This is a genomic window from Ochrobactrum vermis (genome assembly GCF_002975205.1).
GTDB classification, from domain to species: Bacteria; Pseudomonadota; Alphaproteobacteria; order Rhizobiales; family Rhizobiaceae; genus Brucella; species Brucella vermis.
The window spans coordinates 207,890-222,484 of sequence record NZ_PCOC01000003.1 but is presented as its reverse complement, the minus strand read 5'-3'; the positions used below and the strand labels follow the sequence as shown (position 1 = coordinate 222,484).

Below are 14,595 nucleotides of genomic sequence, written 5' to 3'. Positions count from 1 at the left end.
TCCTATTCGACCGAATTATGTCGGCGTTCTTGACTGGCAATCAGAACCTTTAACGTCCACTTGGTAGCCAACCAGACGAAAGCATGAATTCGGCAGCGGATGGCTCGGACGCCCATTTGCAATTGCAATCAGAACACGGCCCGTACTGACGGTCAAGAATTAGTCCTTTAATGTACCGCTAAAGACCGATGAACGCATATCATGGTGCTCGTCACGCGAAATAGCGCTATTTAGCAGTGAACAGTTGATCACATCGATAGGAGAAGAACCGGAATGGCGGGCGATTATCCAGAATTTGAATAAGGTAAAACACTTCACGCACTACGTGGATCTAGGGAATTGATATCGTGTTCCGATCAATTATTATCTTTTCATGACTTTAGAATGGGCGGAGTACGATGGAAAAACATAAAGACCAAGTTGGCTCCGATCGGCTTTGTTCGACTTACGCTAAACATCGCATTTTGTTGTCGGTAACACCTGCTTCACAATCCCAACTCGGCGAAACCGATCTCGATCCACGGGATTGGCTCGCTGCAATTGTCGACGGTTCAGACGACGCCATCGTTAGCAAGGATCTGAATGGCATTATTAGAAGCTGGAATAGAGGTGCCGAGCGCTTATTCGTTTATCATGCGGAGGAAGTAATCGGAAAGCCGGTCACGATCTTGATACCAGAAGATCGGCTTGACGAAGAACCAGCTATTCTAAGCGAAATACGAAAGGGAAACAGAGTCGATCATTTCGAAACAGTTCGGAAGCGAAAAGATGGTACGCTGATTGATATTTCATTGACAATCTCACCTATTCGAAACGCAAACGGCGTTATTGTTGGTGCGTCAAAAATAGCACGCGACATCAGCGAGCGCTTGCAGGCTCAAAGCCAACAAAAGCTCCATATGGGAGAAATGCGTCACCGCGTAAAAAATTTGTTCGCTCTGGCCAACGGTATCGTTTCATTGAGCGCAAGATCGGCTACGCAGGTTGATGAGCTTCGTGAGGTGGTTCAGGCGAGATTGGCTGCACTTGCCAGGGCGCATGAACTGACGATGCCGACATGGGATGATGCCGATGCAGCAATTTCTCCGGTCCCGTTGCAGAACTTGTTACGTACCATTCTGGAACCTTATAGTGAGAACAATTTTCATATCACTGGCCATGATCCTGCTATCATCGGAAAGTCGCTGACAAATCTCTCGCTACTTTTGCACGAACTGACAACAAATGCTGCCAAGCACGGTGCATTAGCGAGTTCTGAACGCGAGCTTTCCATAGATATTCAAGAGTCGTCTGACACTATTTTCATTAGTTGGCTTGAAACAGGTAATGATCATCATGATGACCAATCGAACGAGGGATTCGGTACGAGGCTGGAAAGGGCACTGGTGTCGGCCTTGAACGCAGATCTTGATCGATTGTGGGTGGAGCAGACCCTCAAAATATCAATTTCACTTCCAAAAGCGTTTCCCGAATAGGGTGCGATATCGTGGCATCCTTGGCGGACAATCAATGCAAATCAACACGTAAGGCGCAACCGGCTTCCATTTCCCTCGGTCCAGATGTGAAAGGCTCGTAGTCTGTATCATCGCTTGATTTATGGATCAGCGATATCGGAAGAGTTCTGTGTCAGGAACTGTCTCGCCTGTTATGGCGGCTGTGATATTTTGAGCTGCAATCATCGCGAAGGTGATGCCGTTGCCACCGAAGCCCAAAGCGGTAAAAATGCGCTCGTAACCGGGAACTCGGTCGATGATCGGCAAACCGTCCTGTGTGACGCCGAATGGAGCCGACCAGACATAGTCCGGCCTATCAATCGTCATCCCGATGAGATCTTCCAGCTTACGAATGATGATTGCCGCCTTATCTCCGAGTTTCTTGGGATCCTCATTGCTATTTTTTGCCTGTTCGTCCTCGCCACCGGCGATAATACGTCCAAATTCATCGGTTCTCAGATAAAGGTAGGGATCTGCTGCCTCCCAGATGAGCATATCACATAGCCAAGATGGCACGTTTCGCGAAGGTTTCGCAGCTAACGCCCAGGTCGATGTGATACTGTGCGATTTCGCCTCCATTTGAGGCAGATATTCGTAGCCGGTGCAAAATACGGCATGTTCAGCAACCAGAACTTCTCCTCGACGAGTTGCCAAGGCGACGCCTGAAGGCAGCTCTGCCACATCCGTAATCTCGACGGGCGAAACGATCCGGGCATTGCGGGTTAGAACCCTGCGCAACAACCCTGCGGTAAGTTGCGCGGGATTGGCTGATGCAGAAATGTTCGACAAAATTGCTGCGGGGCGGTTCAATCCAAAGCGCTCTAAGAGGACTTTGTGACTGAGGTAACTGGCGCTAATACCAATTTTGTTGCGCGCAGCGGCCTCATTGGCAAGCGCTTTCGCTCCCATCTCATCGCCAGCCAGATAAAGCGCTGACTTTGCATGCATTTGGCAATTGAGCTCGAGCGCGCCCGACAAATCAATCAGGTCACGAACGGCCTGCGCTGATCTTAACCAGGCAGCATTAGCTTTGTTCTCACCAATCTTCCGGCATAGTCGGCTCAGGGGGACGTCGATCTCATGTTGGATCATTGCTGTCGAGGCTGATGTCGAGCCGCGTGCCGGAGGACGCCGATCAACAATCAACACGCTTTTTCCCCTGCGCGTCAACGCTTCTGCCGTCAGTGCTCCCGAGATACCTGCTCCGACGACGATTACATCAAAGGCCCTACGAGGAAGATGGGTTTCTGCATGAACGGTTGAATTTGGTGTTTTTATCCAGAATGGAATGCCAGTTCGAAGGTCGTCTTTTCGAGTTGCTGCATCATGATCGGGCATGAACAATTTCCTCCAAATTTATTCTACGATAAATTTTGGCCGAGAGCCTCTAGTATTCAAGGAAGCCCATAATTTTGTTCTGTCCTTAATGCTGTTCATTCAGTCGCTATGCCACACAAACATCTGGCGCAATGCAGAACAACCGGCCGGATGGAATGTCCGTTTTCTTAAAAATGAAAAAGGATTGCTCGATGAGGTGCGGCGATTTGATGCCAAACTTACGTGGCCAGCCTAAATGACGCCGTTCTCTTCCAAGGTCTGGAGGTGAACGAATGAAAGAGATCCGACCGTCCCTAAAATGAGCGTGCGCGCCCCGCTCAAGCTAGAGAGCTCTTCTGCGCGTAGCACGAGCACTAAAAACATTCATCCGCCAGTGAAGCAAGAATTGGACCAATGGTCTGTCCTATACCTTTACGCTTGAATATTAAGATCAGCGGCTTTTTCCCTGCATGCCCGACGTGTTTGCGTTTCGGGTTGTAAAACATTTCAAGGTAGTTGAACACGTCCTGGTGAACTTCATTGCGTGAACGGTAGACCTTTCGGCGTATCCGCTCTCGCGTCAGATGATTTGGGAACAGATGAGAAGAGTTAAGGTTGGGTAGCTTTCACAAGGGCAGCTACTATGAGCTCGAGAAAATGGAAAAATGGTATCCGAAAGGCAAAGGCAGGCACGGAACTCGAACAGGCCGCCGCACTTCCTTATCGTTTTGAAAATGGGCGGTTAGAAATCTTACTTCTTACAACCCGCAATACGAGGCGATTTACCCTGCCGAAGGGTTGGCCAATGAAAAGGAAAAGCCTGGCTGAATCAGCCCGTGTGGAAGCACTGGAAGAAGCGGGGCTTGAAGGTATTCTCGCGCCCGGCATTATAGGTCACTTTTTCTATTGGAAACGACTAAAGAGCGTATTTATCCCGGTCAAAGTAAGCGTCTTTCCTCTCTTTGTTCTCCAGGAATTACCTTGCTGGCGGGAGCAGGATGAGCGTTATCGTAAATGGCTATCTACAGACGAGGCCCAACTACTTGTCGATGAACCAGAACTTGTGAGCCTTATCGGGTTGCTAGATAGCAATCGCGCTCGAACGGGTTCCAGCTGGGAAATATGCGTAAGGACGGACAAATGGGTTGTTGGGGGCTTCTACTAGCGAAAGCTAAAGAGAGGCTGACATGCCGCTTTTCAACGAAGCGAGCCGCATTTACAATCCGCTGGAAGTCAATTTCATGCGTAGCTGCTTTAGCAATGCGGCCATTATGCTTGAGGAAAGTGATCGCAATTACTCTCCGTCGGAATTAGCATCAGGTATCATCATGCTGTACGAGAGTGGGCTGAGAGACCAATGGTATATCTGTGAGCTAGCCGCACGTCTGGCGCACCAGAGATATAACTGACGCCACGCGAACCAGTTGTCTCCAGCCGCAAACAATAACGGATCCGGTCGAGGTGATTCCTCAGCTCCCGCAGAATATGACCCATTTACTTGACGCGGAACAAAACGTCGTCGCGAGCGCAGTTTCTAACCTGGCAATGCACTGCCGCGCCAGCTCAGCTCGACCAGCACGACAGACGTCGCTGACGCTGCTCTGCCTTATATTCCAGAGGCAGGGCATTTTCCGTGACCGACACATCTATGGCTGCTCATTGTCTGTTCGAGAGTTGGCCGCACAAAGGCTGCCGCGAAAAGTACTGGAAAGCGGTCGCATCCTGTCTGGCCGACATCGATGGTAAACCCAGCCACCTTCGCGCCGCATTTCTCGCGACAGCAAAGAAAGCGGGACTACGAGCCCGTCGTCTCTTCACCAATCTATTCGCTCGGGAAGTAGGACACTCGAGTGATAGCGCGAGGCAAAGGCGTGCACCTCATTTGCTAAGCGCAGGCCGGCAGGTTGAGAGACCTGTCGGGCGCTGATATTGAGCACGGAACAAGTTCAGCTGCAATTGGTTCGTGCACAAACAAAATCTGACAGGCTAGGACCATGCCCGAACGAATAGACCTGAAAATTCCCGTTCGACGAGTTGCATCAAGGTTTCATGCGCCACACATGGAACCGTCCGATGCATTTGCAAACACATTGAGAAGGCAACTGAACACAACGTTCAGCAAAGAAAACACCGAGTTGTTCTCTGATCTTCTTGCACGATTGGAGTTTGCCGAGACAGCCGAATAGAAAGCCTATGCTCCTTGGAAATGTCCATCCTTTCAAAACATTTCTGTTGCCCAGAAGCTGGGACGCCCTAATATTTGTATTACACCAAGCCTCGATAACAACAACGGTGGACTGGTGTAAGAGCCTCGGCGTTCGGTTTAGGGAAGAGCGCCGAGGCTCCCTTAGCGGAATCCGGTTTTCTTAAACCAATGCATCGCGGAATTCCACTTCCCGTTGTTTGAGCTACTATTGAAGGCGACGGAGCTCACTTCTTAGTTCGTCTACCGACGTCTGAAGACTTTTTATCTCACCAACAAAGTGAATCAGTAACCTTCCTGTAGCAAGCCGCAGATTTGAATCGCGAATTTTCCCCAAAACCAGATCGACTTCTTTCTCGAGATTGCTCACAGCCATCTTTCTCTCCTTCTGTTGAAATATCGTTCTCAACGACGGTCATTAGCGCTATTACTTGGAATCGAACCATGCCTTATAAGCCCCTTACGCCGGACCAACTCCGTGTACTGAACGCACTATATCTCGCGTCTATTCCCCAACATTGGACGGGCGAGATAGCAGAAATGGCCAATATTCTGGTGAGACGCAACCTTTGCGGTAAAATCTGGCAAGCCGAAAGGGTACACAATTAGCGAGTGCGGAGGCGTTCGGCTTCCGAAACTTCAAAAGTGGCTCGGCAGCTCGTAAACTGCAATTGATTTCGCCCAGAAGACATCGTCAGTTTCAGGTCGTTCGGCCTCAAGTACATGAAAGGGGCTTTTTGCAACGAGGATGTATGCTTCGGTGGCGAAGGACGATTGATTAGCCTGAATGACGTATCAAGCGAAAAGCCCGCCTGATGTCCCAAAATTGCTGATTGGTTTCTCAGTCTCTTCCTCGGGAAGTGGAACAATTGCGGCTACCTGCTTGACAATTTACCATGCGATATCCAACGGCGGGGCTTCATCTGGACCGCCTTGTAATTGCTTTCGAGAAATCTCTTCACACCCGCGGCGCACCCTTGAAGTCAAAGCATGACCGCACGTCCAACCGCCGCAGGCTCAGACTAGCCGTGCTGCTACTATGGAATATGATCCGTTCGCATGATTCGGAACAAAATCTCGCGGACGCAGTTTCCTACGTGGCGATGACATCCGCCAAGCGCCAAAAACTCACTTAACACCGGGATATGGCGCATCCCTGCCTGCTCGTCCCTAGGCAGGGCAACTTTCCAATTATTCGCCGGGTCGTACGAAGCGCCCGGCAAGGACATGCACCTCATCTGTCGAGCGCGGCCCCGACGATTCCGGGAAGGGCGTCGGGGTTTTTTCTTTCCCATTAGAACGGTGTTCGAATGATTCGCTCCAAAGCCGGAACGAATCGGACTGTGATTCGTTCGGACTCGATTGCAAGAATACTAACCGCTGCGGTTGCGTTGGGAGTATGCGAGATGGTTGCGCCAAGGGCGAATTGGAAGGGTTTCATCAAGTTTGGAGAGGTGTCCTGCCCTGTGGCACTCTACACAGCCGCCTCGACATCCGAGCGAATCTCATTTCATACCATCAATCGAAAGACCGGAAACCGCGTGAGACGCGAATTCGTCGACAGCGAAACTGGCAAGCCAGTCGACAGAGACGATCAGGTTAAGGGATATGAGGTAGATGACCATCGCTATGTGGTTCTCGAACCTGAGGAAGTTGCAGCTGCGGTTCCAGATAGCGACAAAACCCTCCGCGTTGAAGCATTCATTCCTTGCGATCAGGTAGACACGGCATATTTCGACAAGCCTTACTATCTAGCTCCAGACAAAATGGGCACTGAGGCCTTTGTGCTTTTGCGCGACGGTATGAAAAAAGCCGAGGTTGCCGCCATAGCTCGCACCGTCCTGTTCCGCCGCATGCGCACCGTACTGATCCGAGCACATGGAAAAGGGCTGACTGCATCCACCCTGAACTTCGATTACGAAGTCCGCTCCGCCAAGAAAGCATTTGACGATGTTCCAGACATCAAGATCGAAGGCGAAATGCTGGAACTCGCCGAACACATCATCAACACCAAGGCGGGCGAATTCGATGCGAGCAAATTCGATGATCGATACGAGGATGCAGTTGCTGAACTGGTGAAAGCGAAGATCGAAGGCCGAAGCCTGCCTAAGAAGAAGGTTCCCGTTGCGTCCAAGCCGAGCGAACTCCTTCAGGCTCTTCGTGAAAGTGCAGGCGTTAGCACCAAGAAAGCGAAGCGTACCGCCGCAAATGCAGATCGTTCACCCGCTCGCCGAAAAACGGCCAAGGCGGGGTCGAAGTCCCCACAATCTGCTACGCCTACGCGGCGCGCAAGCTAACGGAGGCGTGGAATGGCTATTCGTCCTTATTGGAAGGGATACTTGAAACTCTCTCTTGTCACCTGCCCTGTCGAGATGATGCCAGCTACTTCGGATAGCGAGAAAGTGCGTTTTCACACCCTTAACCGGCAAACGCAGAATCGTGTCATCAGTCGTTATGTCGACGCTGTAACGGGAAAGGAAGTCAGGGAAGAAGACGAGGCCAAGGGCTATGAACGCGGAGAAGGCGAATACGTTCTTCTTGATGACGATGAACTTGAAAACGTTGCTCTCGACAGCACCAAGACCATTGATATTGAAATGTTCTCGCCCCGCGAGAGCATCGGCTGGATATGGCTGGACACCCCATATTATCTAACCCCGAGTGATCCAGTTGGGGAGGAAGCTTTCGCGGTCATCCGTGAGGCGATGAAAGCTGAGAACAAGGTGGGAATATCGCGACTGGTTCTTTCCCGTCGCGAACGAGCTGTCATGCTGGAACCGCGAGACAAGGGGATCGTTCTCTGGACTTTGCGTTATGGAGACGAAGTGCGCGATGAGGATTTATATTATGGGAGAATCGGCGACGATAAAGCGGACCCCGATGCCTTGCCGTTGATTGAAAGGCTAATCAAAAAACAAACACGAGACTGGAAGCCGGATCTGGTTACTGACCCGGTTCAGGAACAGTTGCTCGACATCATCGCAGACAAAAAGAAGTCCCTGAAGAAGGCTCCCAAGACTAAACGGAAAGCCAAAGAAGAACCATCCGGTGGGAATGTCATCAACATTATGGATGCGCTGCGGAATTCATTGAAGAAAGAAAACCGCAAGACGAATTAGCGCGTTGGAGGCAGAGGTACGGTACAAAAAAGAAGCCCATGGTCCGATGCGGCGTTGTTGCATGAAACGAATTGGTGGCGGATTCCGATCTTTGATGCTGGCTTATGTGGTTTCAACTTTGACGCGGACGGATTTCGGGCGTGGTGTCTGCAGCATGCGGTTACGGACGCCGCATCCAAGTTTAACTTCAGTCTTCTGGTTGGTGAATTTGCGTGATCTTAGCTTTGGCCCGTTTGTTGATTTATAATTGCCTATGGCGTTTTCTACTCTCGCTCGCTTCCCATACTCGGTAAGATTTTGCCACTCCATCCGACCGCGTTGAGCATTTGTGCGGCTATGCCAGTCACGCTGATCAGGTGGGCCATTTGACGCTTCTTGTAAGTCTCGTATTCGTGGCGGAATGATAATGCTCACACCGGGACTATGACTGCGTAAAGCTTGATAGGTTTGATCACTGTCATAAGCACCATCTGCCATGAAACAAGCGATGGGGCGATCAATCATATCAAGCAAATCAGGAACCTGGCTGAGGTCACTTGTATTTTGATCAGTCAGTGTTTCTGCAATGACCTGATTGCTATCTGCATCAATAGGAAGATGCAGCTTGAGCCATTTTCGGGCAGATTTAGCGCCATGCTTTTCTTCAAGCCATTGGCCAGCTTCATATATCTTCATACCAGTGCTATCGACGATCACATGAAGAGGTTCATCTGTTCCATCCCTCCTGGTGCACCGGGTTAAGCTGGAAACAACAAGATTGGCGCAGCGTCTGCTTAATGTTGTGTGATCTGGCACCGGCAGTTCAACATTGAGTAGCCGCAACAACGAGGCCATTAAGCCTTCTGTCTGACGCAGAGGCTGGTTAAACACTTTGCCACATATCAGCGTCGTCTCAATAGCCAGGTCAGAATAGCGACATTGACCACCGCGCGTCTTGCGCAGTGGTGCAATCCATCCGGCTATAGCTGCTTCACTGATCCAGAAAGTAACACTCCCGCGCTGACGCAAGCCTGCTTCGTACGCCGCCCAGTTCGTGACCTTGAACTTCTGCTTGGGTATCCGGTGACGACGGGCGGAATTGTGCTTGAAAGGCATTGGCTTGATCCAAATTCTCAACGAACCAAAACATTAAAAGCCAATGCTATAAAAACTCTGAAACTCACCGGCGATTGATGCACCAACGCCGAACTTCATATCACGTCTTTCGCAAAGTAGGCGGCGGCCTTTTTTAAGATATCACGCTCCGCCTTCAGCTTGGCAACTTCCTTACGCAGCCTCTCGATTTCAAGCTGCTCGGGCTTCATCTGTCCGTGGCCAGGAAAAGCCTGCGCGGGGTCGGAACCATATTCCCTGACCCATTTGCGCAGGACATTCTCATGAACATCCGGATCACGGGCGGCCTGCGCAACACTGACGCCGCGCTCTCGTATCAATTTCACCGCTTCAAGCTTGTATTCGCGGCTGAACTTCCTTCGTTGCATTCATGCGCTCCAGTTTCATCGGCAGCACCTTAACTCCGTGTCCACGAAACCGGCAGCAGGTCAGTGTTGATTTTCGCATGGACGAATGGGGTGTGGATATGGCAGCAGGCGGGTTGGATGCCGCAATTTCCGTGCTTTGTGGTGATTAATCATAATGGCATGGGCGCGTCTTAACGTTTGAATTGAAAATTGCGACGCTACCATTCAAAAAAATGATAGCGTCGCAGTTTTTATCAGCGCAGCATTGGCAGATTAAGGCTATTAGCGCGGGCATGGTTTTTGGCAATCTCATAGCCCGCATCGGCATGGCGCATCACACCTGTGGCCGGATCATTCCAGAAAACCTGGCGCAATTTGTCAGCAGCCATTGCAGTGCCATCGGCCACAACAGCAATGCCAGAATGCTGTGAATAACCAATACCCACACCGCCGCCATGATGGAAAGAAACCCATGTAGCGCCGCAGGCAGAATTGAGCAAAGCATTGAGGATCGGCCAGTCAGAAACGGCGTCTGAACCATCTTTCATCGCTTCTGTTTCACGATTAGGGGAGGCAACTGAGCCAGAATCCATATGATCGCGCCCGATCACTAAAGGGGCGCTCACCTCGCCATTGGCCACCATCTCATTCAAGGCAAGGGCGATTTTATCCCGTTCCCCAAGCCCCAACCAGCAGATACGGGATGGCAAACCCTGAAATTTTATGTTGTCGCGTGCTTTGTCCAGCCAGTTATGCAGAGCCGGATTATCCGGAATTAGCTCTTTAACTTTTGCATCAGTGCGATAAATATCTTCCGGATCGCCTGACAGAGCCACCCAGCGAAAAGGCCCTTTTCCTTCGCAGAAGAGCGGGCGCACATAGGCTTCAACAAAGCCTGGATAATCAAAGGCATTTTTAACGCCTGCATCTGTAGCCATGGCGCGAATATTATTGCCATAATCAAGGGCAACGGCACCTTTGGCCTGCAAGCGTAAAATGGAATTGACATGTTGCGCCATGGATGCTTTGGCGGCAGCAGCAGTGCCGGTCGGGTCGCTTTGTTGTTGTTCAAGCCATTCTTCTACAGTCCATTTAACGGGAAGATAGCCATGTACCGGATCATGGGCTGAGGTCTGGTCGGTGACGACATCGGGCACCAGCCCGCGTTTTTCCACTTCATGAAATACATCAACCACATTGCCAAGCAGACCAACGGAAACCGGTTTGCCTTCGGCTTTGGCTTTTGCCAGAATTGCCAAAGCTTCATCGAGACTGGTGGCGGATTGGTTAAGATAGCCGGTGCGCTTGCGAAATTCGATCCGGCTTGCTTGACATTCCACGACAATGATAGAGGCACCGGCCATGGTGGCACCCAGCGGCTGTGCGCCGCCCATGCCGCCCAAACCGCCGGTTAAAATCCAACGTCCGCTTAAATCACCGTTGAAATGGCGGCGGCCAATTTCGCTGAATGTTTCATACGTGCCCTGCACAATGCCCTGACTGCCGATATAAAGCCATGAACCTGCGGTCATCTGGCCATACATGGTCAGCCCTAAGCGATCCAACTCATTGAAATGCTCCCATGTTGCCCAGGCAGGCACCAGATTGCCATTGGCAATTAACACGCGCGGTGCATGGGGATTAGTTTTGAAAATACCAACCGGCTTGCCGCTTTGCACCAGCAGCGTTTCATCATCATGCAAGGTTTTGATGGAAGAAACCAGCTGATCATAAGCCTCCCAGTTGCGTGCCGCACGGCCAATGCCGCCATAGACAACCAGATCTTCGGGGCGTTCTGCCACTTCAGGGTCGAGATTGTTCATCAAAAGGCGTAAAGGCGCTTCTGTTTGCCATGAAAAAGCGTTGAGCGTATTACCGCGTGGTGCGCGGATGACGCGATGATTTTTTGCACTTGTCACAGTGACAGTTCCCTCTAAATTATTTTCTTATCGCGGAGCTGGTTAATTTCATTTTCTTGCAGACCTAAAATCTGGCCAAGAATTTGATGGGTATGTTCGCCAAGCATGGGCGAAAACCCTGTTGTTTGCGGTGCCATGCCGGAGAATTTAACCGGTTGCGGAACAAGCGGTATGTCGCCTTGGCGGCCATGGTGCCCGGCAATGCTTAAATTGCGATAATGCGCGTGCGGTGAGGACATCACCTGCTCAAGGTTCCAGATCGGGGCTGCGGGAATGCCTGTTTTAATGAGCTGATCAACCGCATCATCCAGCTTTAAAGTTGATGTCCATGCTTCAATGATCGTGCGTAATTCATCTTCATGCTGATTGCGGGCTTGATTGGTGGCAAAGCGTTCATCCGTGGCGATCTCTGGATGGCCGATCAGCTGGGCAAGGCGGATAAAAAGGTCTTGCGAAAAACAGACCAGCACCAAAGCACCATCAGCCGCGGCAAAACTATCCACCGGATAAGTGACCGGATGGCGGTTGCCGACAGGTTTGGGTGTATCATTAAAAAATAACTGGCGGCTTAAGCCCGTCAACTGCATGGAAACCATAGAATCGAGCATGGCAATATCAACATGTTTGCCTGCGCCGGTTTTCTCACGCGCATAAAGCGCTGCCGCAATACCCCATGCGGCAAAGATGCCTGCACAGACATCGGCCATGGATTCGCCCACCGCAGTAGGTGAGCCGTTTTTCTGTCCCGTCAGGCTCATCAAGCCGCTCATGGCCTGAATGACTAGATCAAAAGCGGGCAGGTTTTTCATCGGCCCTTCCTGACCAAAACCTGAAATACTGGCATAGACCAATCGCGGATTGATGTGGCGCACCGTCTCATAATCAAGCCCCAGCTTTTTCATTACACCGGGGCGAAAATTTTCAACCAGCACATCGCATTGCGCAATCATATCGCGCAAAATCTGTTGACCTTCTGGTGCTTTCAGATCAAGCGTGACGCTGTATTTATTGCGGTTCAGCAGCATAAAATAGGTGCTGTCCTGATCTTTATAGGGGCCGAAAGAACGGCCTTCATCGCCTCTATCCGGTATTTCGATTTTAATGACTTCTGCCCCTAAATCGGACAGCATTGAGGTGCAAAAAGGGCCGGACATAACACGTGTGAGATCAAGCACGCGCACACCATGAAAAATATCACTGTCACTCATTGAACTGGCTCATTTGATGAATTGTCAGAAGAGGTAATGCTGATAATAACTTTGCCCACGGTTTTGCGGGCTGCCATATCGGTTAAGGCCTGGGGCAGCTTTTCAAGCGGATAGGGGCCTGAGATCAGCGGGGTGATTTTGTTTTGTGCCAGCAAATCAAACATACGTTTGGAAACACGCATCAGCATTTCACCATCCTGGTCATGGTTCCAGTAAACGCCTTTTGCGGCACAACGCTTGAGCAATAAATAATTGGCGGGAAGTTTTGGGATTGTACCGCCTGAGAAGCCGACAATCAGCAAGGTCCCGTCGCGGGCAATGCAGCGCAGGCTTTGCAGCGCAATATCACCGCCAACGGAATCAAAAATAATATTAGGGCCCTTATTGCCGGTGATCTCTTTAACCGCAGCCACCCAATCATCTCTATTATAATCAATGGCATGATCGGCGCCTGATTTCAGGGCAAGTTTTACCTTTTCTTCACCCCCTGCGGTGGCAATAACCGTTGCACCATAAGCTTTAGCAACTTGCACGGCGGCAATGCCGACACCGCCTGCGGCGGCATGGACTAAAACCGTGTCACCGGCTTTCACTTGCACACATTCGCTTAAACCGACCAGTGCTGTTGTATAGGATACCGGCAAGGCGGCGGCTTGGGTAAAATCAATATCATCGGGAATAGCAATTGCCATATCAGCCCGCACAAGTGCGTTTTCAGAAAAAGCGCCCCAATTGACTTTGGAGGTGATCCGATCACCTGTTTTAAAGCCGGAATTGGCACCCGCCTTGACAACAATACCGGCCAGTTCTTGTCCTGGTGTAAAGGGGCGTGGCGGGCGTATTTGATATTGATCATCCAGCATTAAAATATCTGAAAAATTTAATGCCGCCGCATGAACCTGCACCAGAATTTCATGATCATCAGGCTCTGGTCTGTCGCCAGTTTCAAAATGAAGGTTTTCAACGCCTTTTTGCTCGCCGCTTATCCAGTGTTTCATTCTTCATCTCCGTAATTGGCATATCCATTTTTAAGGCGTGAAGTGATTTCTTCTGCTGCTGTCTGTAACAGCAAGCCGAATTCGTCCAGTTGCTCATCATCAATGCGATGAAGCGGAACCGCTATTGCAATGCTGCCGACCGGTGTGGTGCCCCAGCCAAAAAATGCACAACCAGCGCCGACAACGCCTGAATAAGTTTCCTCATGGGAAATGGAATAGCCTCTTGCTTTGGCTTGATTTAAATCGGCTTTTAAAATGTCGGGATCGGTGATTGTCATTGGGGTTTTGGCAATCAATGGTGTTTTAAGAACATGAGCCTGATCTTTCTGGCTCATGGCACACAATATTGCTTTGGGGGCGGCACCGGCATGAAGCGCCATAGTGGAGCCGATTTTTTCAAACACACGCAGGCCTTCAGCGCGGCTTACAATCTGGTCGATGCAGGTGGCTGAAGTACCGTTTTCATCCAGCATTGTCAGGATGACAGTTTCACCGGTTGATGCGCTCAATCTTTCTAAAATCGGACGGCACAGATTGCGAATATCCATTGTTCTTGAAGCGCGCCGGCCAAGATCAATCGCTGCTGGCCCCAACAAATATTGGCGGCTTTCCTCATTACGGATGAGATAACCTGTTTCGCAGAAATAGCGGACAAGCCTGCTCGCTGTAGAGCGGGGCAGACCTGCGGCTTCGACGATTTCGGTCTGTGACCATGCCGGTGTATCGTCTTGAAACAAGTCCAGCACCAGAAAAGCTTTTTGCAATAAACTGACACCGGTTTGAACTTCGCTCTTGACAGGAGTTTCCATTTATTCCCACTATATGATCAATAACTCTCAATATATGGGAACAATAAGAGAGCCAAGTCAAGTGGAGAA

12 protein-coding genes and 2 pseudogenes are annotated in these 14,595 nt (G+C 50.5%); 6 read left to right on the top strand and 8 right to left on the bottom strand.

Going from position 1 to position 14,595, the window contains the following annotated elements; genetic code table 11:
• Positions 1 to 398: 398 nt before the first annotated feature.
• Positions 399 to 1,475: a PAS domain S-box protein gene (locus CQZ93_RS26025; RefSeq protein WP_105545477.1), complete on the top strand. Its 1,077-nt coding sequence runs from the start codon at positions 399 to 401 to the stop codon at positions 1,473 to 1,475.
• Between the two features lie 126 nt (positions 1,476 to 1,601).
• Here the strand turns inward: CQZ93_RS26025 and CQZ93_RS26020 are convergent, their stop codons facing one another.
• The gene (locus CQZ93_RS26020) at positions 1,602 to 2,831 is read right to left on the bottom strand and encodes an NAD(P)/FAD-dependent oxidoreductase (protein ID WP_105545476.1); all 1,230 of its coding nucleotides are present in this window, start codon (positions 2,829 to 2,831) and stop codon (positions 1,602 to 1,604) included.
• A gap of 353 nt (positions 2,832 to 3,184) precedes the next feature.
• Positions 3,185 to 3,394, bottom strand: a pseudogene (locus CQZ93_RS27195) (hypothetical protein); the annotation flags it as partial.
• A gap of 59 nt (positions 3,395 to 3,453) precedes the next feature.
• On the opposite strand from CQZ93_RS27195, the gene CQZ93_RS26010 reads away from it, so the two are divergent.
• The 5 genes from CQZ93_RS26010 to ku (CQZ93_RS25985) all read left to right on the top strand — a co-directional run bounded on the left by CQZ93_RS26010 (position 3,454) and on the right by ku (CQZ93_RS25985) (position 8,132).
• Positions 3,454 to 3,975, top strand: a complete 522-nt coding sequence (locus tag CQZ93_RS26010) for an NUDIX hydrolase (RefSeq protein ID WP_181153542.1) — start codon at positions 3,454 to 3,456, stop codon at positions 3,973 to 3,975.
• A 22-nt stretch (positions 3,976 to 3,997) separates the two neighbouring features.
• Positions 3,998 to 4,219 (top strand): hypothetical protein, encoded by a 222-nt coding sequence (locus CQZ93_RS26005; RefSeq protein WP_105545475.1) that lies wholly within the window; start codon positions 3,998 to 4,000, stop codon positions 4,217 to 4,219.
• Positions 4,220 to 4,443: 224 nt separating this feature from the next.
• The gene (locus CQZ93_RS27355) at positions 4,444 to 4,737 is read left to right on the top strand and encodes a DUF982 domain-containing protein (RefSeq protein ID WP_146114505.1); all 294 of its coding nucleotides are present in this window, start codon (positions 4,444 to 4,446) and stop codon (positions 4,735 to 4,737) included.
• 1,682 nt (positions 4,738 to 6,419) lie between these two features.
• Positions 6,420 to 7,310 (top strand): non-homologous end joining protein Ku, encoded by an 891-nt coding sequence (gene ku, locus CQZ93_RS25990; RefSeq protein WP_105545472.1) that lies wholly within the window; start codon positions 6,420 to 6,422, stop codon positions 7,308 to 7,310.
• Positions 7,311 to 7,322: 12 nt separating this feature from the next.
• Positions 7,323 to 8,132: a non-homologous end joining protein Ku gene (ku, locus tag CQZ93_RS25985; protein ID WP_105545471.1), complete on the top strand. Its 810-nt coding sequence runs from the start codon at positions 7,323 to 7,325 to the stop codon at positions 8,130 to 8,132.
• A 102-nt stretch (positions 8,133 to 8,234) separates the two neighbouring features.
• Here the strand turns inward: ku (CQZ93_RS25985) and CQZ93_RS25980 are convergent, their stop codons facing one another.
• The 6 genes and pseudogenes from CQZ93_RS25980 to CQZ93_RS25955 all read right to left on the bottom strand — a co-directional run bounded on the left by CQZ93_RS25980 (position 8,235) and on the right by CQZ93_RS25955 (position 14,526).
• On the bottom strand, positions 8,235 to 9,227 hold the full coding sequence (locus tag CQZ93_RS25980; RefSeq protein ID WP_105545437.1) for an IS5-like element ISOcan1 family transposase: 993 nt from the start codon (positions 9,225 to 9,227) through the stop codon (positions 8,235 to 8,237).
• 90 nt (positions 9,228 to 9,317) lie between these two features.
• Positions 9,318 to 9,613 (bottom strand): annotated as a pseudogene (locus tag CQZ93_RS25975) (transposase); the annotation flags it as partial.
• A 233-nt stretch (positions 9,614 to 9,846) separates the two neighbouring features.
• Entirely contained in the window at positions 9,847 to 11,511 is a 1,665-nt protein-coding gene (gene hutU, locus CQZ93_RS25970) for a urocanate hydratase (RefSeq protein ID WP_105545470.1), read from the bottom strand.
• Between the two features lie 14 nt (positions 11,512 to 11,525).
• The gene (locus tag CQZ93_RS25965) at positions 11,526 to 12,719 is read right to left on the bottom strand and encodes a CaiB/BaiF CoA transferase family protein (RefSeq protein WP_105545469.1); all 1,194 of its coding nucleotides are present in this window, start codon (positions 12,717 to 12,719) and stop codon (positions 11,526 to 11,528) included.
• The gene (locus CQZ93_RS25960) at positions 12,716 to 13,717 is read right to left on the bottom strand and encodes an NADPH:quinone oxidoreductase family protein (RefSeq protein ID WP_105545468.1); all 1,002 of its coding nucleotides are present in this window, start codon (positions 13,715 to 13,717) and stop codon (positions 12,716 to 12,718) included. The genes CQZ93_RS25965 and CQZ93_RS25960 overlap by 4 nt, the downstream gene beginning before the upstream one ends.
• Complete coding sequence (locus CQZ93_RS25955) at positions 13,714 to 14,526, bottom strand: IclR family transcriptional regulator (RefSeq protein ID WP_105545467.1); 813 nt, start codon at positions 14,524 to 14,526, stop codon at positions 13,714 to 13,716. Before CQZ93_RS25955 ends, CQZ93_RS25960 begins: the two co-directional genes overlap by 4 nt.
• Positions 14,527 to 14,595: the final 69 nt, after the last annotated feature.